Origin of the sequence: Shewanella sp. SR44-4 (assembly GCF_014163715.1) — a bacterium.
Lineage (GTDB): Bacteria > Pseudomonadota > Gammaproteobacteria > Enterobacterales > Shewanellaceae > Shewanella.
In genome coordinates this window covers 1-21,989 of record NZ_JACJDU010000050.1, presented here as the reverse complement: position 1 = coordinate 21,989, position 21,989 = coordinate 1, and the positions used below count along the sequence as shown (strand labels likewise).

Below are 21,989 nucleotides of genomic sequence, written 5' to 3'. Positions count from 1 at the left end.
TTATTCTCCCATCTCCATTCCTGAATGATCTGTTTGATGTGTTGTATTAGATACATCATCAGTATCTTTGGGATAGTGTATATTTACCACTTTGACCAAGCCGTCTGATGTTTTTTCTAATTCAATATGAAGCACAGCACCAACGGTAAATACAGAGAAATCCACACTGTCATCAACAGTAAAGTCCATGGTCATTTGTGGCCATTCCCATTCATTGACAGCTTGATGGTCCACATTAATCATTCGATGTGCAGCCATTAAACCATTTACTTTTGCCTCTACCCAGGCGGTTTCAGATGTGATGGCTTGAATATTTTCTTGCTCATCTTCTGGTGCTGTCATACGTTTAAGATCAGAAGTTTTATTTGATTCAGAATCCAATAAAAATTGTGCAGACGAGACTACAATATCTCCCTCGTACAGTCCTGACTCTATTTGAATGCTGTCATCATCTAATCGCCCTAACGTTACCGCTACAGATTTATATTTACCTTCACCGAGGGCAAGTACAACTCGATCAGAGTTTCCTGTTCTAATAACAGCCTCCCTTGGTAACAGTAATACGTCCTCTTCACTTCGTGTTTTTATCGACACTTGAGCAAACATATTTGGCTTTAATGCCGCATTGGTATTATCGAAACGCAATCTCACTTTTAGCGTTCTTGTTTTACTGTCTAATGTCGGGTAGACATAATCGACTTTTCCTTGCCAAAATTGGCCTGGCAGGTAATCTAATTTCATTTCAACAGTTTGCCCAACTTTAACCATGTTTGCTTGACGTTCAAAAACTTCAGCTTCAACCCATACTTGTGATAATGAGCCAACTGAAAACATTGTCATACCCGGTTTAACAAACGATCCCTCCCTTATATTCAAATTATCAATAACACCACTTTGAGGGGCATAAAATGTAATATTTTGTTTGACCGTTCTATTCTTACGTAGCGCTTTAATCTCCGCGTTTGGTATTAATAGCGCTTTCAATCGTTCTTCAGATGCAGTAATCAAACGCTGATCTTTTCGATTTAAAGCTAATAACATTTCCTCTTGTGCATTAACTAAAGCTGGAGAGTAAATTGAATATATTGGTTGCCCTTTAACGACCGGATCACCAGAAGCTTTGACATAAAGTTCTTCAATCCATCCTTCTACTCTAGGATTAATATGAATAAGTTGATCTTGATCGTATTGAACGTATCCTACTGTTTTAATGCTAGTTTCCAGTGTCCCAAGCGTTGCTACGGATGTGCGCATACCAAGTTTATTAATCACAGCAGGTGATATTTTAATGGCACCAGGTCCAAAATCTGTCGAATCGGTGCCATCTTCGTATACAGGTATAAGATCCATACCCATTGGTGATTTCCCAGGTTTATCACTACGATAATTAGGATTCATAGGTGCGACCCAATATGAAGGCTTAGCTTTTGCACTGTCCTCTGAAGTTATCTGATTCTGCGGTGTATATAGGATTGATGCACTAATACCAGTAAGAATACCGATAACTAATATGCTGATCATTTTCAAATTGCTGTTCATTTTACTTCTCCATCAACATAAGATTTATGTGAGATGCTAACTGGGCCCACTTTAGGGGTAAAAAAATAGTTCAATTGAACTTTAACTTTCTGTAAATCAACGTTAATGGCCAAAGCATCTAATTGAGTATTTAATTGAGCAATGAGGGAACGTACGACTTCAGCGAAATCACCCTTATCATTTGTGTAAGCCGTTAGCGACGCATCAGCTTGATCTTGCATTTGAGGTAATAAAAAATCGTTATAGAGTGTCTGACGTTGTTCCAATTTAAGAAGTTGCGCTTTCGCAGTACCGTATGACGCCATCATGTTTCGAAGCAGTAACCACTTTTCCGTTTTAATTGATTCCGATTGATAAATAGCGGCTTGAACTTGCTTGTCTTGTTTTGACGAAGTAAATATTGGTAAATCAAAACTCACACCAATTGATAGCAAATCATCGCGAGAATTACCCATAGGATCATTGCCTCGATAACTGTATCCAGCATTTACACCCCATTCTGGCTTATACAATTGCTTTTTTAACTCGACACCTTTTCGGCTTGACTCAATTCTTTGCTCCAATGCTGAAATGAGTGGATGAACAGAGAACGCTTCATACAGAGACTGTTGGTAATGTTGGCTTTTTTCCTCATCGAAATAAAGATTAGGATTCGTTAGTTTAATTTGAGGAAGTATATTAGGGACGGTGAACGTCGAAAATAACAGCTCATAATCTTGTTCATGACCTATTCGATATTCATCAACAAATGCCTTACCAACCCATTCAGATAATTTCTGTTTAAACATATCTTCTTGCTGGGCCAAAACGGTCAGCTTATCTTCAAGACGGGTCACCTCTAACTGAGCACGAATAATATCCTGCTGATTAGATTTAACTAAAGCAGATGAATACCCTGCTTTAACAACATCTGATAGTTGTTCAAATAAGTTCCGATTGCGCTCAATCAGTGCAATGCTCTCTTGCGCTTTATATACATCAAACCAAATTTGAGCTGTGGTGACACTTAACTTTGCTCGTCTATCTTGTCTTAAGAAAGGATATTGCTCAGCCGTTAACTCAAGTTGTTGTTGGCGTAAACTTAAGCTATCCCCACGGGGAAACATTTGAGTGACACCAATTTTCATTTGAGTCATTGCTTCTTGTCCAAAATCAAAAGTGTTTATGGACAAATTAGCTAAACCAACACTGATTTTTGGATCTGGTAAAGTTCCTGCCGCGATACTCTCTGATTGAATAGCATCTTGTTGAAATTGATTACTGACTAACCAGGGATCGTTTGATTGAGAGAGATAAACTGCTTCTTCCAGTGATAATGTCTGTACTGGTTCTGCCGCATATACCGCAGCGCTAATACCAATAAAGGACATCACTACTATTAGAATATATTGAGTGTAAATTTCACCCAATTTCTTGTAAATTAAAGACATAAAGCCTCCAAATTAATCACCAATTCTCGAATTGAATTCGAACAAAGGTAATATCTTGTTAATTTATTTTAAAAAAGATAAATGAACAGGAAGACGATCAAAAATTGATCAAGCCTTTCCTATCTAACAAGACAATATTGGAGGACGATATAAAGAAGAGTTATATTGCGGAGTCGTATTTTGAGTCAAACCAGATATAAAACTACTCAAACTTGAGATGGTTATTGATTGGACAATTTTCATTTCAAGGGCAATTGAAAAACAAGTACCTATCGGACAATCACATTGATTATCACAACAATCAGGAATGTCAGCGGTAGATGTTTTAACGGCATCAGCATCTGATGTTAATTGGTGATGGCAAGCGTTAGTCGCAGCGGTATTCACTGGATTTGATTTACTTAACATTGAATTCATATCAGAGGGGCATGGCAAAATCACAGACGCAAAAGCTTGACTGACAAATGTCATCAAGATAAGCATCACTGTGATAATTCGCATACGACTCAAGATAAAACTCCAATATAATTAGTGCTATTAATGTTAACTCAACTTGACTAAATCATCCTAGTTAACTGTAGTGTTTTTTTACTTTTAACTACTGATACTTGACATAGATCACACTTCGAAAGCTCTTACTAAAAGATAGTCAGTATCGATAAAAATTAACATCTAATTGTCTTAACTTATCTTGGATCCTGGTGGGGGTTTGTGGCAACTATGTGGTTGATGATTTGCATTATCTTTGATGTTTTGATCCACAAATTGGTAGTAACTTTCCTTCACATGAGTCCACCAATCGTTATGAATATTAGCACCATGCTTTCTGATAACCGCTTCAATACCTTCTAAATTGATATGGCTGGCATCATAGGTTAGATAAATAGATCCCGATTTGTCATTATAAATCACTTCTTCTATGCCAAACAGTTTGTCTATCTCAGTCTTTAATGCTTCTAAATTTTGATTATCTACTCCAGTTAATCTTAGGTTTCTGACAACTAAAGTGGCTTCTTTAACGCCCGGTCTATGTTCAAAATCACTCATAATGTCTCTCTTAATCATTAACTCATCATTTTTCTGATGATTTAGGTAAAAAGTAATTAACAAAAAATGGCCAATTTTCTAACCTAGACAGTAAACAGCTTAGGTTAGAATCAAGATATTGATTGCAAAGTTCAAAAAGGCTCATTTTAATACTGCTATTATCTTCATCATTGATACCAACATATTGAAAAATACGCATGGATATCTAGTGTTTACTCAACAATCAATACACCTTTATACATTTGCATCTGACAATGAAATGGATACTCACCCTTTTCCAGAGCCGGTAATGATATCGTCGTGGGCTTATCCAGCGCTAAATCCTGGCTAATCTCCAAGTCGGGTAGCAGGACTGTGGCTGAACATCCGGATTTATCTTGGCGTAAAAAAGTTATCTCTGTTGGTGTATTAGCCGAAATTTTAATTCGTGCAGGCGTATACACACCGTCTTTAACCAGTATCAATGTACTAGCGTCAACACTAGAATCCTTTGTCGGTTTATATAGCCAAAACCACCAAATGATAAAACCGATTAATGCGATACACAGTAAATTAATTAACATATTGAAGCTCCTAGTGTTCTTTGGCTTTAAACAAACGTAAACGGTTAGCGTTACTCACTACGGTAAGTGATGAAAAGGCCATCGCAGCCCCGGCAATCACTGGATTTAGCAAAATACCAAAAACAGGGAAAAGCACACCTGCTGCTAAGGGAATACCCGCGACGTTGTAAATAAACGCGCCAAACAAGTTTTGTTTAATGTTGCGCAGCGTTGCTTTACTAATGGCTATCGCATCGGCTAAGCCATGAAGTGATCCGCGCATTAAGGTAATATCAGCGCTTTCTATCGCCACATCAGTGCCTGTTCCAATAGCAAAGCCAACATCGGCTAACGCTAATGCGGGGGCGTCATTAATCCCATCGCCGGTCATACCAACCACTTCATTTTGTTGCTGAAGTTCAGCCACTTTATTGGCTTTATCTTCTGGCATGACTTCTGCGAAAAAATCATCAATACCGACTTTTTTAGCCACTGCGGCGGCGGTCGCTTTATTGTCCCCGGTTAACATTATCACTTTGATGCCACTGCGTTTCAGTCTCGCAATCGCTTCGATTGAATCAGGCTTTATCGGATCTGATACCGCAATAATGGCCAGTAATTGCCCTGCAAGCGCTAAATACATTGGTGTTTTAGCATTTTCAGCTAACACTTGGGCCTTAGCTTCATTGAATCCAATATCAATATTTTTGTCTTGCATTAATTTTAGATTACCAAATAATAATATCTGGCCATCCACTTCAGCTTCTACACCTTTACCTGAAATGGCATTGAAGTGCTCAGTGTTAATGGCTTCAATACCTCTATCATTCGCACTTTCAACAATCGCTTGCGCGAGTGGATGTTCGGAGTGACTTTCAATTCCAGCAGACAAGGCAAGTACCTGCTCTTCACTGTCTGTATTAACCAAAATAATATCGGTAACTTGCGGTTTACCTTCGGTAATGGTGCCGGTTTTATCCAATACCATGGCGGTTATTTTAGACGCGGTTTGCAATGCTTCACCGTTCCGAATAAGCACTCCCGATTCAGCCGCCTTACCAACGCCGACCATCACTGACATTGGCGTTGCGAGTCCTAACGCACAAGGACAAGCAATAATTAATACTGTTGTTGCAGACACGATGGCAAATACACTCGACGGCTCAGGGCCAAAGTTAAACCACACCATGGCACTGACTGTAGCGATGATCATAATGGCGGGCACAAAGTAAGCGGCTATAACATCAGCTAAACGTCCAATCGGCGGCTTAGAGTTTTGCGCCCGTTTGACCATACTAATAATGCGCGCCAGTGCAGTATCTTTACCTACACGAGTGGCTTTAAATATGATCGAGCCTGATTTATTCAAGGTGCCAGTGACCACATCGTCACCGATCACTTTTTCAACAGGCATTGGCTCACCAGTCAACATTGATTCATCAATGGTGCTGTTACCTTCAATAACCACCCCATCAACTGGGATTTTTTCGCCAGGGCGAACTTTAACGTGATCATTAAGTAATACATGAGCAATATCGATGTCGAGGTCTTTTCCATCACGGATAACCCGAGCAGTTTTAGCTTGCAAACCAATGAGACGCTTAATCGCTTCAGAGGTTTTACCGCGCGCTTTAACTTCTAGTGCTAAACCAAGATTAATTAAACCAATAATCATTGCGGTCGCTTCAAAGTAAACATGCCTTGCCATCTCGGGAAATAATTGTGGAAATGCAACTATCAACATAGAGTAAACCCAAGCAGTACCGGTACCTAAGGCAATGAGGGTATCCATATTGGCGTTATGGTTTAAAAATGATTTCCATGCACCGATATAAAAATGCCTACCTGATATCAGCATAATCGCAAGAGTCACCACACCAACCAGTCCCCACACCACTTGTTCTAATAGGGTTGATACCGTCATTTCGCCAATAAACAGTCCATAAATCATCAACGGAATACCGACGGACAGAGCGATAATGGTATGGCGTAATAAACTTTTATAATGTTGCAAATCAGCCTGTTCTTTCTCGTTCATGACATCTTCTGCCGACTCCGCCTTTATTTGAGAGGCATTGTAACCAGCGCTTTCGACCGCTTTTATAATCAACTCGGCAGATGCTTTACCGTTAACCAGTACCGTTCTGTCCGCAAAATTCATCTCGGCCGAATCAACGCCTTCTACGCTGTTAATCGCTTTTTCAATTTTGCCAACACAACTCGCGCAGCCTGCGCCGAGGATATTGAGTTGCATAAGTGAGTTTTTTGTTTGATTCATTACTTAACCTCCGTTGACGCTAATATAATGTGGTCAAGCTGAGTAACTGTTGTTGTCTGAGTATCAGCTTGATGCGTACTTTCAATCAAATGACAAACCATATTTCCTGTAGGCAAGTTATCTGGCATAGTTGACCATTGTTCAACTGCCTGAAAAAGTCTTGCTCTTAATTTCATTGTTTTATTAAATTGTTCTTCCGTTTCATCTAACTTTTGTTTTACTAATTCACGTACAAGGTGGCACGCACTTTCACCATGGTCAGTGTTAGAAAAAATCAACTTAATGTCTTCAACCGAAAAATCAAGCTGACGAGAACTTATGATAAATTGCATACGGCTCAAATCTTTCTCGCCATAATATTTATATCCATTATCAGGTGACTTACAGGGAGAGAGTAGACCTATACGAGTATAAAATCTAACAGTGTCACTGGTTACATTGAGTTTTTTAGCTAATTGATTAACCTTCATAAAACCTCTGAAAACACTAAATTTATTTTCAGACACCAATTTGCGGTTCGATGACTCGTCCACTTTTTAGTAGTCTATTTATAAATTGAGGGTGCAGATTAATAGCACCCTCACAGTGGTGCTAATGACTCATCATTTTTCTATGTTGCTTCATGATAATAGCCATCAATTCTTCGTGATTTACTAAGGTGACAGTTTCATTACTCATACTTGCACTATTAAGAGTTATGACTGGAGATGAAATGAAGCTTTTTGCATTTTTCGCAGATAAAATATCCTTTGTACTAACCTGAATATCTTCATCATTTGTTAAATTTAAACTCCAATATAATGAGTCTGACTTAACAAAGTTTGTATCATCTGCTCCCGCAGTGAATACTTCAAAAAAACGTAATTCGACTAAATGCTGTCCTTGTTTGATATCAATTGTGCTCGACCGATCAGTTGGCTGCCCATCAATGGATGTAAATACTAAATAGTCCGGCAATGAAATAGTGGCGGCCATAGACATAGAACTGACAGCAGATAAAAGTGTAATTGCGATAAATTTTTTCATGAGAAACTCCAGATGCTTTATGATGCTCATAAGTAAACGAGCAACGAAAATCTTTATAAATTAATATAGGTGGTTAATTAAAATAAAGAATTAAGCAATTGGAGGGGGATTTTGACTTCCAAGCGAAGCCGGAGTTGATATCCATAAAGTCGAGTTAACTTTAGAACTTGTGAATAGATCATTAACTAAATTTGAATCTGATAACAAAACAAATGCATTAGCGACTGCATGGCAATGGCTAATACAGTGGCTTGAATCTTCGGGACAACAGTTATCGGTATCATCACAATCATTGTCCATCATAACTGAATGTGACATAGAGCTAGTTTGCATACTTGATTCGGACATTTCGCTAGACATAGCATTATTTGGCATTAATAACTGTGTTATTAATGCCAATATAACTGCTAAATTTAACAAAATCTTAGTCATGCAATTGTACCCAGTTGAATTATGTTATTAACCTTAGCAAATTTTAGAATCTAATTCCATGACATAAGTCACAATCCTAGGTCTATTAAAAGAGTCAACTTACTATCTATTTCCAGTAATAAATTATGCGTTCTCTGAATGATTTAATTTCATAACATGGTTACCCCCCCTAACCCCACGTCTTTGAATACTGTATTTTGTCTAAAACCGTACATACCCCAAAATACGAAAAGCATTCTAAAAAACTCACAGTCAAGATTTTTTGAACAATAGAACACGTTGTATGCAACAACCAATAATAACTTTATGTATTTGATTAGCAAATACTTAAATTGAAAATTTTTACTATTAATATTACATTTTGAACTTTTAAAACATAGACAATTTGTAGTTGAATGAAAATATTACGTTTTTCATTCATTAACAGCACTGGCTTAATTTTATACATTGTTCTGAGTCACATTTATCTCCAACAAACCACCAGGAATACCTCTTAATGGGTATTATTAGATTAATTTCATATACTCAGGGCGGCTTTATGACGATTTGTAGAACAATGTTGTTATCCTCGATTTTTTTACTTAGCGCATGCGGGAGTGATTCAAATACTACTGTGACGGTAGCAGAACAAGTATTACCTCAGGGGCAATTCTCTTTAGCTATTTCTGATTCACCTATGGTTGGAGTTTCTCATGTTGGTATGGTCATGGGGGAACTGGTCATGACTGATGCTGAGGGCGTAATCCATAGACATGATTTACAGGATATGACGTTTAATCTACTCGACTTTCAGGGGATGGACAGCCATCTTGTAGTCGATAATATAGACTTACCTCTGGGTCAGTACCATGATGCCTATGTCACCATCCAACAGGGCGATGGCAATGACGGCTGCTATGTTGAAGATGGCCAGGGTCGACACGGTTTGTATGTAGCCGATGGACAACTTCCAGTTTCAGATTTTGAAATAGTAGCTGGCCAGCATATTTCCATCACTATGGAAATTGACTTGTATCGTGGCCTGTCATATCAACAAGGTGAATACCATTTAGGTCATCAAGCGATGTGGTCCGTTGATAATCGCTATATGGGCCACTTGCTGGGTGAAGTAGATCCTCAATGGATTGCCGATTGCGAGACAACTTATTCAGACCGGACTCCGATCGGGGGACAATTTAGTCACATGGCCTATCTGTATCCTGAAGAGGTAACTAATATTGATCAAATGACAGATATGAGAACCAATCCTCCTGAGGCGGTAACTCTACCGACTGCGGTAAGTCCTATGATGCAGGATATTGACGGCAACTGGCACTTTGCCATGGGTTATTTGCCAGCTGGAAACTATCGGGTCGGCTACAGCTGCTTAGGTCATTTAGATGACCCCGTCACCGATGATATGACTAGTGGCCAATTTGTTATGTTTAAAGATTCTGGTTCAATCACTATAGAAGCAGGAACACAGGGAGGCCAGCAGACAGTACATGAGTGCGGTAACGGCAATGGTGGTCATCACGGACACCATGGCGGCTAGCTAAATGAGTCAGGCTCCCATTTACTTGGGAGCCTCTACGACCAAAAAGATAGTAAGCCATGTTAATGATGATTATCATTAAATCAAAATATGAGCAGATACCCTGATCCATTATGGTTAATTGGCAGCCTTGCATATAACGTGCCAAAAACCAAAAGAGGTCAATCATCAGCCACAACTAAAGAGTCTTTATGATTTTGTTACTTTTCTTACTGGGAAATAGCTCTTAGTCTTCTCTTATATATCTTACTTTCCGGACCAATACTGACTTCTTCAATAGCGTAAATAAAACCTAGTATTAAATTCATAGTCAGTTGAAGGAAGTATGTGCCATCACATTCATTATCAAAATCTAAACGTAATAGAGCGTAAATAATTTATGTGTCTAGGCTCATTTCTGGACAAAAGTGAGTTAGATTTTATACTCTAAAATATATGGTTTGCATTATAATAAGTATAGCAAAGCTCGATATACAGGTGTTTTTAGTGATTAGTTTCAATCAATAAATTCTTTACATATATATGACCCAAAGATACTATAAGTCATTGATTAATAGTCAGAATACCACGAAAAATAGCCTTAGGTTCTGGGGGCATACCGTATTAACAATCAGTAGATTCTGAAAGTGTAAGAGCATCCTCCAATTCAACACCAAGATAACGAATTGTGTTGTCTACTCTAGTATGTCCGAGTAAAAGTTGGACGGCTCGAATATCCTTAGTTTTTGCATAGACTAATGTTGCTTTGGTTCGTCTCATTGAGTGAGTCCCATACAAGTTAGGATCTAGACCAATATTTGATGCCCACGACCTGACAAGAGAACGATAATACGAATAGCTAATCGGTTGCTCATTTCGTATTAAGCTTGGAAATAAATAATCACTTGTCTTTAGAGCTGCGACAAAAATCCATTTCATCAGACTTTGTTGAGTTCTAGCAGTGACTTCAAACTGGACTTCAACATCCGTTTTCTGCTGAATAAGCTTAACTCTTGCAAACATTCGTTCTTGTGACGATATATCACAAACCCTCAGAGGAAGTAGGTCACTTGCTCTGAGTTTACTATCGATTGCCAAATTGAGTAACGCTAGTTGCATAAGGCTATTTTCTATTTCTAGCCTAGTTCGAATACGCCAAATCTCTTCGAGCCGAAAAGGCTTTTTGACTCCGCTATGATTTTTTTTGTTTGATGAGACCATGGTGACCTCCTACTTTATTGATTGGTCATCATAAGTGTAGCTAATAGTACTTTCGCTAATGAGGATGTATTGTAAGTCAGGATAATCGCGTTTGAGTTTTGGCTATGTGCAGATGTTTTTACACTCAACGAATGAACACTGGGACACCATTACCAAAGCGATTCACATGATTATGCGACCATTTCAAGTTAACTAACTCAGACTCTCATAATGTGTAATAGTAAACAATTAGGATGATGGTGCAATTGCCATGATTACCAACAGGCTTCTAAGTTGGTAGTGCCGCCTTTAGACGCCTTGTTCTTATCCTAATTTAGTAAGAACAATGGTTGCGACTACTTCAATTAGAAGTAGTCGTTTGACAATCACTATTTCATTACTTACCGCTTATTAAAAGCCCTTATTCTCAGATACTGCAACGACATCACCATCGTCATCAATTCTAAAATATAATGTCTGTTTAACTTGTGAGTTCGTAGCACTCACGACATAACTTCCTTCATGAACATTTACAATATTTACATCTGCATTGTTAATGGTTTCCCATGAAGATGGCAGCTTACCAGCCTCATAACCTAAATCTTTGAATGTCATTTTATTTATTGTTTTAATGGTAATGCTAATTACCTTCTTCTCATTCATATGACTATTTCTTGAATGATCCATGCTTTTCATTCTATCTAGATGCGCAAAAGAATAATTACAATTAAAAGAAGTAACGATAACTAAAAAAGCAAATAAATATCTCATAAATATGCCCTTATTATTTTAAACTAAGTATCTAAATGCCACCAATTGGAAGGATTGTGTCAATTGGACTAACGTAAACCCACCCAGAAATTTCCGTTCCAATTTTACCTATTTTTCTAATAATTGATATAACTTCATCTACTTGTTCATCTTCACATATAAGAGATAGCTGAACTTCAGAGATAGTAACACCAGCTTCAGAAGAATATGCTAACTCACTTTCCCGAAGAGCTTTCAATGTTCCTTTGACATCAAATATTGATATATTTCCGTAGCCAGAATCTTGTAATGCTTGTATAACATCGGCAGACCTTACATGGTGAATTAATGCAGTAATTTTTTTCATATTTTTACCTGTCAATTTGAAATTATATTTAAAGGGATTACGGACAACTCGAACACCGCAATCCCTTCTTCATACTTAAATTTTAATTACTATTTTAGCTGTTTCGTCTTTCGCCAAGTAAGTCTGTACAAGCCAGGTAATACTAATAAAGTGAGTAATGTTGATGAAATGATCCCACCAATAACGACTGTAGCTAGTGGTCTCTGGACTTCTGCACCAGTGCTAGTATTAAGCGCCATTGGTAAAAACCCTAATGCTGCAACAAGTGCAACCATCATAATTGGTCTTAATCGCAACATTGCACCAGTTTGAATAGCTTGATCGATAGGACTTCCACGATCCAGTTCATCTTTAAATGCAGATACCATCATAACCCCCGTCAAAACAGAAACGCCGCACAAAGTAATAAAACCTACACCAGCTGTAATAGATAGAGGGATATCACGCAACCATAAAGCTATGACGCCTCCAGTAAGGGCTAGTGGTACTCCACTAAAGACTAAAGCTGCGTCTTTTGCGGAGCCAAATGTCATCATTAAAAGAGCAAATATCATTATCAATGTTATAGGCACAAGTATAGTTAAACGATCAGAAGCAGATTGTAATTGCTCAAAAGTACCACCGTATTCTAACCAATATCCTGGAGATAATTTGACTTGCTCAGCAACCTTACTTTGTACTTCTGCAACAAATCCGCCTAGATCTCTACCACGGACGTTCGCGCTAACGACCAATCTTCGTTTTCCATTTTCACGTGAAATCTGATTAGGGCCAGGTGCTAAAGTAAGTTTAGCGACTTCTCTTAATGGTACATAACCACCTTCAGGTAACGGAATAGGTAAACGCTCTAACGCTTCTAAATTTCCTCGAACCCTCTCATCAACCCTTACAACGATTGATAAACGTTGATCACCATCAAAAATCAAGCCAGCACTCTCACCTCCCGTTGCAGCAGCAACTACATCTTGGACATCCGAGACGTTTAAGCCTAAACGGTACATAGCAGCTCTGTCAGCATCAATTGATAAGATGGGTAATCCAGAAACTTGCTCTACTTTTACGCCTTCAGCCCCTTCAATACTACTTAACACTTTTGCTATTTCAGCACCTGAACTCAGTAATTTAGATAAATCATCTCCAAAAATTTTTATACCTAAATCAGATCTGACACCTGAAATCAATTCGTTAAACCGAAGTTGAATAGGTTGGCTTATTTCGAAAGCATTACCTGGTAGTAAGGCTAGTTTTTCACTTATTTCTTCTAAAAGTTGAGCCTTAGTCTTTTCAGGATTTGGCCACTCACTATGATCCTTAAGCATCACATAACCATCAGATATATTTGGCCCCATAGGATCACTCGCAACCTCTGCAGTACCAACTCTCGAGAAATAAGTTTTAACCTCCGGAATCTCTAGAATTGCCTTCTCCAACTTAAACTGCATATCTAATGATTGAGTTAAACTGGTCCCTGGAATTCGAAGTGCTTGGATCGCAATATCGCCCTCATCAAGATTAGGAACAAACTCGGTTCCCATTTTTGTTGCAACAAATCCGACTAAAATCACAAATATCAATGCTATTGAAATTACAAGTACTCGGAATCTCAACACAATCGACAAAATTGGCAGATATAATCGTTTAGATTGACTGACGATAAAGTTGTCTTTTTCTTCTATGTGGCCTGTCATAAACAAAGCGACTGCCGCAGGAACAAAAGTGAGAGACAATACAAGTGCAGACAATAAAGCCATGATTACGGCCATTGCCATTGGAGTAAACATTTTACCTTCGACACCTGTCAGCGCCAAAATTGGCAAATTGACCATAATAACAACTAAAACACTTATCAGACTTGGAGTAAACACTTCACGGGTAGCCGTAAAGACGGTCTGAAAACGTTCATCCAATGTCAATATTCGCCCCAGGTGATGCTGTCTTCCTGCCAGCCTTAAAATACAGTTCTCAACTATGATTACAGCACCGTCAACAATTAACCCAAAATCAAGTGCACCTAGACTCATGAGATTTGCGCTTACTTTGGTTTCTACCATGCCAGTCATCAACATCAACATCGATAAAGGGATCACCATGGCAGTTAATAAAGCAGCCCTAACATTACCCAGCATAACGAGAAGAACGACAATGACCAACACAGCACCTTCAGCTAAATTGGTCTGAACTGTTGCAATCGTCTTATCTACCAATACAGTACGATCGTAAACTGGTTCAGCAATCACACCTTCTGGAAGAGTTTTATTAATCTCAAGCAATTTTGCTGATACTGCCTGAGAAACAGTTCTACTATTTCCGCCAAGCAACATAACAGCTGTGCCCAACACAGTTTCTTCGCCATCGCGAGTTGCAGCACCAGTTCTAAGCTGTTTACCAAACCCAATCTCTGCAACATCACCTACGGTAATAGGAATTCCATCCCTACGAGCAACAATGATCTGCTTAATCGATGAAATATCAGTAACCTGACCTGGAGCACGGATCAAATATTGTTCACCATTTTTCTCTATATACCCAGCACCTACATTCGAATTATTTTTCTGCAACGCAGCGACTAAATCATCAAAACTAATTTGGTAAGCCAATAGCTTTGAAGGTTCTGGTGTAATATGAAACTCCTTTTCATACCCTCCGATTGTATTTACTTCAGTAACCCCCTCAACCAAACGCAATTGAGGACGAATAACCCAATCTTGCAATGTACGCAAAGCTGTTGCATCGTAAGGTTGTCCATCTGCTTGCAAAGCCCCTGGCGCTGCATGAACTGAATAGTGAAAGATTTCACCTAATCCAGTTGCAACAGGTCCCATTACGGGCTCAATACCTGACGGCATCTCACTTTTAGCTTGTTGCAAACGTTCGTTAATAAGATTCCGAGCAAAATAAATATCAGTTCCTTTCTCAAACACAACAGTAACTTGTGAGAGTGCGTAACGAGATAGCGATCTAGTACTCTCAACATAAGGTAAACCTGCAATTGACATTTCAACCAAATAGGTGACTCGCTGCTCAACTTCTAGTGGTGAATACCCAGGTGCTTCTGTGTTAATTTGAACTTGAACATTGGTAATATCAGGTACAGCATCAATAGGAAGATGTTGATAATTCCAAACGCCTAGTGCACCCGTTAGCAAAACAAAAAACATAACCAACCACCGGCGGGTTATGGAAAATTGAATGAGTTTATCAATCATTTAAAACTCCTATTTGAAGCACACAACCGATTATGTCTAAATTTAAAAACATAAATAAGGTATAAAGGTAAACGAAGACGCATAAAAAATTTAATGCCCATGTTCAGCATCCTCTTTCCCCAACTCAGACTTCAAAACAAAGCTATTGTTACTCACATACATTTCACCAACCGACAAACCCGTTAGAACTTCACTATATTGACCATCTGTTCGACCAAGGCTCACTTCGCGTGGTTCAAACCCAGATTCACCTTTGACAAAAACTACATTTTTATCTTCAATAACTTGTATTGCTTCATTACGTATAGAAACTGGCGCATTTATTTCATCAAGTGTAATGTTGGCATTAACAAATAAGCCCGGCTTCCAAATGTTGTTGCTGTTTTCAAGTAGAACACGAGCTTTAGTGGCTTGGCTTTGCACTTGTCCAAATGGTGAAATATAAATAATTTTACCTTCTGAAATATTTTTTAAATCAGTACTTTGTATGTTAACCGTCTGATTTAATTTGACCAAAGGAAGATCCTTCGGAAATATGCTTAATTCTACCCAAACAGTAGAAAAATCTTGAATCACCAGTAAAGGAGTTTCATTTGTTTTCTCTCCAATATTTATATTTCGCTGTGTGATATATCCATTAATTTCAGAAGTTATTGAATAGTTTTTCAAGCTTTCATTTGCTTCAACAATTAACAATGTTTCACCTTTACGGACCGGATCACCGATGCTCTTCTTTACATCACGTACCACACCATCAAATCTGGCATTAACCACTTGCAAACTTTCAGCATTAGTAGCAACCAAACCATAAACAGGTAATACATCACGAATAACATTGGCACCAACGGTGCTAACCACTATTCCGGCATGCTGTATTTGCTCGTTAGATAATTCTATATGCCCTTCCTCTTCATGTTCTGATTCATCTCCATGACCAGACTCTGCAAAAATAGACCCTGTAAAAAATAAGAAGCTGGTTAAGAATAGAACTTTTGTAAAACTAGAAATTAATTTCATTGAGATATTCCTGATAATTTGATGTTCTCGTTATATTGCGAGCTAGCTAAAGGCTCTGATGTCAATTGTTCGATTTCTGCACCATAAGTTAATGCTGAACCTGCAGCTTCAATTAATGTACGTCTTGCACTTAACAACTCCTGACGAGAGCTCACATAATCCAGATAACCGTACCTTCCACGCTGATATGCATCTTGAGTTTCAATCAGTGCTTGCTCTAAAGAAGGGATGATGGTGGAACGCAATGAGTTAACGACTAAAATAGCTTGTTTTCTATTGTAAAAAGCTCGAAATAACTGATTATGCATATCCAATAACATGACATCACGTTTTACGAATACTTGATTTTTTTCTGCAATGGCTGTTGAAATAGCACCTTGATTCCTAGAGCCAGAAAATAAAGGCATACTGAAGCCAGCTACGAGTGCTGTATCGTTTGTATCTTGAGCTCGACGAACCCCCACAGACCAACTAATGTCAGATTTTGACTGTGTTTTAGCAACACGTATTTCAGCATCTTTTAAACGAGCTTCTGATGCAAAAATCTCTATTGCAGGGTTAAGTTTGACTCTTTCAAACAATTGTTCAAATGAGATATCTTCCCCAAACTGAAATAAATTCCCCTCAACATTCTCAAAGTCAGGTGAGGATGATCCCCACAAACTCGATAACGAAACTTTTAAGTAAGATAAGCGTTGCTGTTCGGCAAATAATGATAGCCTGGCTTGCTCTAAGGCTGCTAATGCTCGTTTAACTTCTGCATCGGGTGTAGCACCTGCAGCAGCGCGTTTTTTTACAATATCCAAAGTATCAATGCTTAGTTGAGTAGCCTCCTGTGCAAGAACAACTTGTTCTTGTGCAGCAAGTACATCAACATAACGACGAGTAACATCACCAAGTAAAGCCAGTGACTCAACCTGCCTGCTTGCTTCTAATAATGACAATTCAGAAGATACAGTCCCAATTCTAGCTAAACGCTTGTTATCCATTTCAAAAACTGAGGATAAAGCTATAGTGAACTCAGCTCCACTAATACCGTTGTAATTTCCAGTTCCTCCAACATTTTCAGTATCAAAACCTAATTCATAAGCAGGTGATAATTTAGCAGTTTCCATTTGACCATTCAGAGCATCAATTCGATACGGAAAAAATTTAAGAGAAGGATTTTGTGATAGTGAACGCTGCATTGCAGTTGGCAGCGATATAGCTTGATCTGCCGATGATGCTCTTGCTGCGCTGATTGTAAAGGAGAATGCCACAAGGAAAACACACGAAATAATCCGTATATTATAAATACGACTCGAGAGCTCCAAAACTAGTTTTGGAGGACGATTTAACATTAACATATTGTAATACCTAATTATTTAAGATATAAAAATGCGCAAACTCTATCATTTGCAAAAATTGACTTAGAATAAAAATTAGGCGATCGGAGGACGAATTGAAGCTGAAAAAGGAGTTTCTGGAATAGAAAATAAATATGAGTTGTATGGAGCGTATTTTGTGAGGATATCAGTTTCAGCCTCATAGACACTTAACAAATAGATATGGCAATGACTACTGTGGTGGTGGCAGTGAAACATTTCATTTGAAGAAGGAATATCAGTCGTAGATACATCATGAACTGGAGGTGTTTTGATAACTGATACATTATTATCGATTGGTGTACTTGATAAAATCTCAGCATAAGCTTTTAGCGGGTGAGCATCGACAATATTTGTCATAGGTTGAAACACAACCCATACAAAAATTAAAATTGTCGATACTAATTTAATCATGCTAACCCCAATTTAGATACATTTTGATTTTAACATTCCCCATAAAAAAATCAATGCATATTTAACTCTGTTCAAGACTGATGGCGGTGTTTTACCCGCTGAATATTAAACCTGTTATTTAAGAATGTACAAGAGCCTATAAAATTTTAAAGTTAAAATTAAAGTTAAATACTCGCGAATGACGAGGTGAACTCAAGTACAATTCGATAGCAACGCTTCACAGTGGTAGTCATCGATGACATTAAAATCTGCCTGAAAACAAGTTATCGCTAATAAAATGCATTGACTAGGATTCATTAGTTTTGCTGGAACGGTATATGTACAGGCTCTGTACAAAGTTTTAAGTAAATGCAGCATTTTTAACAAAAATACTCACATACAAGCTCTTAACGTATCATCATTCCGTTTCAAAAACTTGATTTTGTTACTTTATCAAAATAAATACTGTCCATTAATCTGAGCTGAAGTAAGTGCAACAGTTTCTCTTATAGAGATTTCTGGTATATCGAGCTTGAGTAAGCCAACTTAATCACATCATACCGGATTGCAGCTAACGATCATCATCATTAGCTAGCTCATTATTGAAGAATATTTGACGTGGTTTAATTGATACGACTAACCCAGTTAAGACATAATTGATTTAACTGGAGATTGAGATGAAAACACGTAAAACCTATTCAAAAGAATTCAAACTTGATGCTATCGCATTAGTTAGAGAGCAAAATTACAGTATTGCTGAAGCTGCTAGAAATTTAGAAGTAACACCTCAGCTTCTTGGCCGATGGATAAAAGAAGCAGAAAATGATGATGGCCATGCTTTTAGAGGTAACGGCAAGTTAACGCCTGAGCAGGAAGAGATCCGCAAGCTAAAAGCACAAGTTAAGCGTTTAGAAATGGAGCGTGAAATACTAAAAAAAGCGACGGTCTTCTTTGCCAAAGAAACGAAATAAAATACGCGTTTATTGCCCAAAATAAGAAGATCTGGCCAGTGATATTAATGTGTCACGTGTTGGGTGTGAAAAACAATAATTACTACAGTTATCAAAAGCGGAAGTCTCAGGCCCCTGTTGATACAGAGCATCAAGAGATGTTGCAGTGGGTGAAGAATATCGCCGAGTTTAGCGATAACACCTATGGACAAAGACGTATTCGAAAGGCTTTGAATTCACTTGATTACCCTGTTGGGCGTAAGAAAACAGCGCAGTTGATGAAAGAAGCAAACGTTTGGGTGCGCTATAAAAAGAAGTACAAGGCAACAACCAACAGCGACCACAAGAAGCCTATATATGATAATGAACTTAAGCAGGATTTCGACGTTCAGCGCGCTAATCAAGCGTGGGTGCAAGATATTACGTACATATGGACTTCTGAAGGATGGCTGTATTTAGCGGTCGTAATCGATCTCTATTCGCGTAAAGTTGTTGGTTGGAGTATGGGCAGCAGAATGAAAGCACAGTTGGTTTGTGATGCCCTAACAATGGCAATATGGCAACGAAAGCCAAAAGCCGGATTGATCATACACTCAGATCAAGGCGTTCAATATGCGAGCCACCAATACAGACGGATACTGAGGCTACATAAGTTTGTCGGCAGTATGAGCAAAAAAGGCTGTTGCTGGGATAATGCAGTAGTAGAAAGCTTTTTCGGTAGCTTGAAGCAAGAACGAGTTCATTGGCGCAATTATCGAACGCGCTATGCAGCTCAACAAGATGTCTTGAATTACATCACAATGTGGTACAACAGCCAACGAATGCATTCTTACCTCAATTATCAAAGTCCCAATGAGTTTGAACGTATGGATAAGCATTTGAAGGATGTAGCTTAAGGAACTTAACTAGGTTGTCCGAATTCAGTTGACCAGGTCAATTACAGTGACTGGAACAAATTTTTATTATTACTTTATTCACGTAAGTTAACTTAAACACGAAGCAATCTTTTAGCAGTGAAGGACTACTGATTACACATTAAAATTCATGTTATTAATAAACGCTCCAATATAATACATGTTGTTATTAGACCATATGTATTGTAGAAGCCCTTAAAATCAATACTCATAGCATATATGCACATAAATAACTCCTCCTAAGCCGCGTATTTCCAGCTGCAATAGCTGTTGAGCTAAAAGCCAGTAAAAAGAAAGGTAGACCAATTTTAAGAAGGTTCATCGAATGCTTCAAGCTAAGGAACAGTGATTAGCTAATGTCTGATTTATCTAATTAAACCAAGCATATGAGTGATACTAACAGTGAAAACATTAATCAAAGCAAAAACCTAGTTAGCACTTAATGCTGGGTACACTGAACCATTTGGTTGTGTATTGTGGCGTTAGCAAATCACGGCGCATTGACCACTTGTGCTCTATGCCTTGAGCTGCTAGAAACATCGTATCACTGCCATAGCGTTGGTTAATGTCATCTAGCGTATTCATCAAAGCGGGATTAGCCTTTGAAGGGTTAAATAAATCGAATTGGTTATGTTTTTCGCTAGCTAAATCGATAAGCCCTATACCGATTTTGTAATAATGTACGAACTCACGAAATAGCTTTGGTGCGGCCTCACTCATAGCTTTGGTTAGCTCAACAGTGCAGTTGGTTGGACATGGAAAATGTACAATAGCTTTATAGCTTACAGGCCGTTCATCATGGGGTGAATTACTGGCAAAAATCAGCAAGGTCTTGCAGTTTGAACCTTGCTTACGTGCTTTACTCGCTGCGATAGCAACATGCTTACTCAATGCTTGTAATAACGACGAATAATCTGTGATGCGCTCACCTACGCTTCTAGTCGAAAATATCTGCTTTTTATCTGCCCTCGACTCATCCCATATTTTACAGGCTTGGCCGTTAAGCTCACGAACGGTACGTTCTATTTCAATACTAAATTGCTTTCTTGCCAGTGTCGGCGGCATAGACGCAAGTTGAAACGCAGTACGGATATTCATTAATTCAAGCTTCTTACTTATTCGGCGGCCTATCCCCCATACATCCCCTACAGCAAGCTGCTTTAAAATAGCTATACGCTCTTGCTCATTACTAATGAAACAAACTCCTTTGTAGCCCTCAATCTTCTTAGCTGCATGGTTGGCTATTTTAGAAAGAGTAAGCGTTTCACCAATACCCACACAGACTGCTAGCCGCGCTTCTTTCCACACAGCACGGCGGATTAACTGGCCTTGCGTAAGGAGGCATTTGATAGCGGGATAGCAGTTTTTAAAAGAGAGGAAGCTTTCATCAATAGAGTAGACATGTTGCTCAGGGGCAAAGCGGCCAATGATATCCATCATTTTGCTAGATAAGTCAGCATAAAGTTCATAGTTTGAGGAACAGACAATAACACCACGTTTGGCGCATAAGGCTTTAACTTGAAAGTAAGGTAGAAACTTCCCAATTCCAGCCTCTTTAGCTTGACGATTAGCAGCAACAATCATCCCATCGTTGTTACTCAACACAATAACAGGCTTACCACGCCAATCAGGGCGAAAGACTTGTTCTGCACTGCAATAGAAGCTATTCGCGTCAACTAGAGCAAACATCTAATTACCCCACAACAAAGGGCTTTGACGGTGGCAACGAATAGAACGTGTGACTACGCCTTCAATACTAAAATAATCGTATTCATGAATTGTGACAGGTTGGTATTGTTGATTAGAGGAATGGAGAACACGCAGCTTGGTATCTAGAATCTTGCAGACAAACTCGCCATTAAAATTGGCAACTATTACATCGCCGTTTCGACCGTCTGGTAATCTCCCCATTTTTAGCTGAGGTCAAAAGTAGAGACTTAGGCCACTAGTGCCAGTTTTTGCTTTGGTGGGACACCACCAATTGCTGTATTGGGTCTTTCATTGTTATAAAACCATAGCCA

Annotated in this window: 19 protein-coding genes and 1 pseudogene; 2 read left to right on the top strand and 18 right to left on the bottom strand. The window is 38.6% G+C overall.

The window, feature by feature from the left end:
• The 9 genes from H5125_RS18260 to H5125_RS18220 all read right to left on the bottom strand — a co-directional run bounded on the left by H5125_RS18260 (position 1) and on the right by H5125_RS18220 (position 8,294).
• Positions 1-1,539 (bottom strand): efflux RND transporter periplasmic adaptor subunit, encoded by a 1,539-nt coding sequence (locus H5125_RS18260; protein ID WP_207891336.1) that lies wholly within the window; start codon positions 1,537-1,539, stop codon positions 1-3.
• The gene (locus tag H5125_RS18255; protein ID WP_124018406.1) at positions 1,536-2,969 is read right to left on the bottom strand and encodes a TolC family protein; all 1,434 of its coding nucleotides are present in this window, start codon (positions 2,967-2,969) and stop codon (positions 1,536-1,538) included. Before H5125_RS18255 ends, H5125_RS18260 begins: the two co-directional genes overlap by 4 nt.
• Positions 2,970-3,092: 123 nt before the next feature.
• Entirely contained in the window at positions 3,093-3,479 is a 387-nt protein-coding gene (locus H5125_RS18250; RefSeq protein ID WP_124018407.1) for a hypothetical protein, read from the bottom strand.
• A gap of 171 nt (positions 3,480-3,650) precedes the next feature.
• The gene (locus H5125_RS18245; RefSeq protein WP_123884662.1) at positions 3,651-4,016 is read right to left on the bottom strand and encodes a cation transporter; all 366 of its coding nucleotides are present in this window, start codon (positions 4,014-4,016) and stop codon (positions 3,651-3,653) included.
• Between the two features lie 212 nt (positions 4,017-4,228).
• The gene (locus H5125_RS18240) at positions 4,229-4,579 is read right to left on the bottom strand and encodes a cupredoxin domain-containing protein (RefSeq protein ID WP_037425971.1); all 351 of its coding nucleotides are present in this window, start codon (positions 4,577-4,579) and stop codon (positions 4,229-4,231) included.
• Positions 4,580-4,589: 10 nt separating this feature from the next.
• Positions 4,590-6,836, bottom strand: coding sequence for a heavy metal translocating P-type ATPase (locus tag H5125_RS18235; RefSeq protein WP_124018408.1), 2,247 nt, complete (start codon positions 6,834-6,836; stop codon positions 4,590-4,592).
• The gene (locus H5125_RS18230; RefSeq protein ID WP_124018409.1) at positions 6,836-7,306 is read right to left on the bottom strand and encodes a MerR family transcriptional regulator; all 471 of its coding nucleotides are present in this window, start codon (positions 7,304-7,306) and stop codon (positions 6,836-6,838) included. The genes H5125_RS18235 and H5125_RS18230 overlap by 1 nt, the downstream gene beginning before the upstream one ends.
• 121 nt (positions 7,307-7,427) lie before the next feature.
• Positions 7,428-7,862, bottom strand: coding sequence for a DUF2057 family protein (locus H5125_RS18225; protein ID WP_124018410.1), 435 nt, complete (start codon positions 7,860-7,862; stop codon positions 7,428-7,430).
• A 90-nt stretch (positions 7,863-7,952) separates the two neighbouring features.
• Complete coding sequence (locus H5125_RS18220; RefSeq protein ID WP_123884658.1) at positions 7,953-8,294, bottom strand: hypothetical protein; 342 nt, start codon at positions 8,292-8,294, stop codon at positions 7,953-7,955.
• Between the two features lie 496 nt (positions 8,295-8,790).
• Between H5125_RS18220 and H5125_RS18215 the strand changes: the two genes are divergently transcribed.
• A complete protein-coding gene (locus tag H5125_RS18215; protein WP_310734198.1) occupies positions 8,791-9,828 on the top strand; it encodes a DUF4382 domain-containing protein in 1,038 nt (345 codons plus the stop codon).
• Positions 9,829-10,431: 603 nt separating this feature from the next.
• On the opposite strand, the gene H5125_RS18210 is transcribed toward H5125_RS18215, so the two are convergent.
• From H5125_RS18210 to H5125_RS18180, 7 genes are all read right to left on the bottom strand, one after another.
• Positions 10,432-11,028, bottom strand: a complete 597-nt coding sequence (locus tag H5125_RS18210) for a tyrosine-type recombinase/integrase (protein WP_123884034.1) — start codon at positions 11,026-11,028, stop codon at positions 10,432-10,434.
• 390 nt (positions 11,029-11,418) lie between these two features.
• The gene (locus H5125_RS18205) at positions 11,419-11,778 is read right to left on the bottom strand and encodes a DUF6488 family protein (protein ID WP_011638887.1); all 360 of its coding nucleotides are present in this window, start codon (positions 11,776-11,778) and stop codon (positions 11,419-11,421) included.
• A gap of 31 nt (positions 11,779-11,809) precedes the next feature.
• Positions 11,810-12,124 carry a P-II family nitrogen regulator gene (locus H5125_RS18200; protein WP_041413220.1) on the bottom strand — a complete coding sequence of 105 codons (315 nt, stop codon included), beginning with the start codon at positions 12,122-12,124 and terminating at the stop codon, positions 11,810-11,812.
• 89 nt (positions 12,125-12,213) lie between these two features.
• On the bottom strand, positions 12,214-15,330 hold the full coding sequence (locus H5125_RS18195; RefSeq protein WP_011638886.1) for an efflux RND transporter permease subunit: 3,117 nt from the start codon (positions 15,328-15,330) through the stop codon (positions 12,214-12,216).
• Between the two features lie 90 nt (positions 15,331-15,420).
• Positions 15,421-16,347: an efflux RND transporter periplasmic adaptor subunit gene (locus H5125_RS18190; RefSeq protein ID WP_011638885.1), complete on the bottom strand. Its 927-nt coding sequence runs from the start codon at positions 16,345-16,347 to the stop codon at positions 15,421-15,423.
• Complete coding sequence (locus H5125_RS18185) at positions 16,344-17,693, bottom strand: TolC family protein (protein ID WP_011638884.1); 1,350 nt, start codon at positions 17,691-17,693, stop codon at positions 16,344-16,346. Before H5125_RS18185 ends, H5125_RS18190 begins: the two co-directional genes overlap by 4 nt.
• A gap of 75 nt (positions 17,694-17,768) precedes the next feature.
• Positions 17,769-18,125 carry a hypothetical protein gene (locus tag H5125_RS18180; protein WP_011638883.1) on the bottom strand — a complete coding sequence of 119 codons (357 nt, stop codon included), beginning with the start codon at positions 18,123-18,125 and terminating at the stop codon, positions 17,769-17,771.
• Positions 18,126-18,781: 656 nt separating this feature from the next.
• Here H5125_RS18180 and H5125_RS18175 point away from each other — a divergent pair.
• Positions 18,782-19,950 (top strand): IS3 family transposase gene (locus H5125_RS18175; RefSeq protein WP_409085874.1). Its coding sequence is split into 2 segments (ribosomal slippage): positions 18,782-19,043 and positions 19,043-19,950, totalling 1,170 coding nucleotides; the frame shifts between segments, so codons are not numbered across the junction.
• A gap of 450 nt (positions 19,951-20,400) precedes the next feature.
• Here the strand turns inward: H5125_RS18175 and H5125_RS18170 are convergent.
• Both H5125_RS18170 and H5125_RS22080 read right to left on the bottom strand, forming a co-directional pair.
• Positions 20,401-21,657 carry a Y-family DNA polymerase gene (locus tag H5125_RS18170; RefSeq protein WP_011638882.1) on the bottom strand — a complete coding sequence of 419 codons (1,257 nt, stop codon included), beginning with the start codon at positions 21,655-21,657 and terminating at the stop codon, positions 20,401-20,403.
• Positions 21,658-21,858: pseudogene (locus H5125_RS22080) on the bottom strand (LexA family protein); the annotation flags it as partial.
• Between the last annotated feature and the right edge of the window lie 131 nt (positions 21,859-21,989).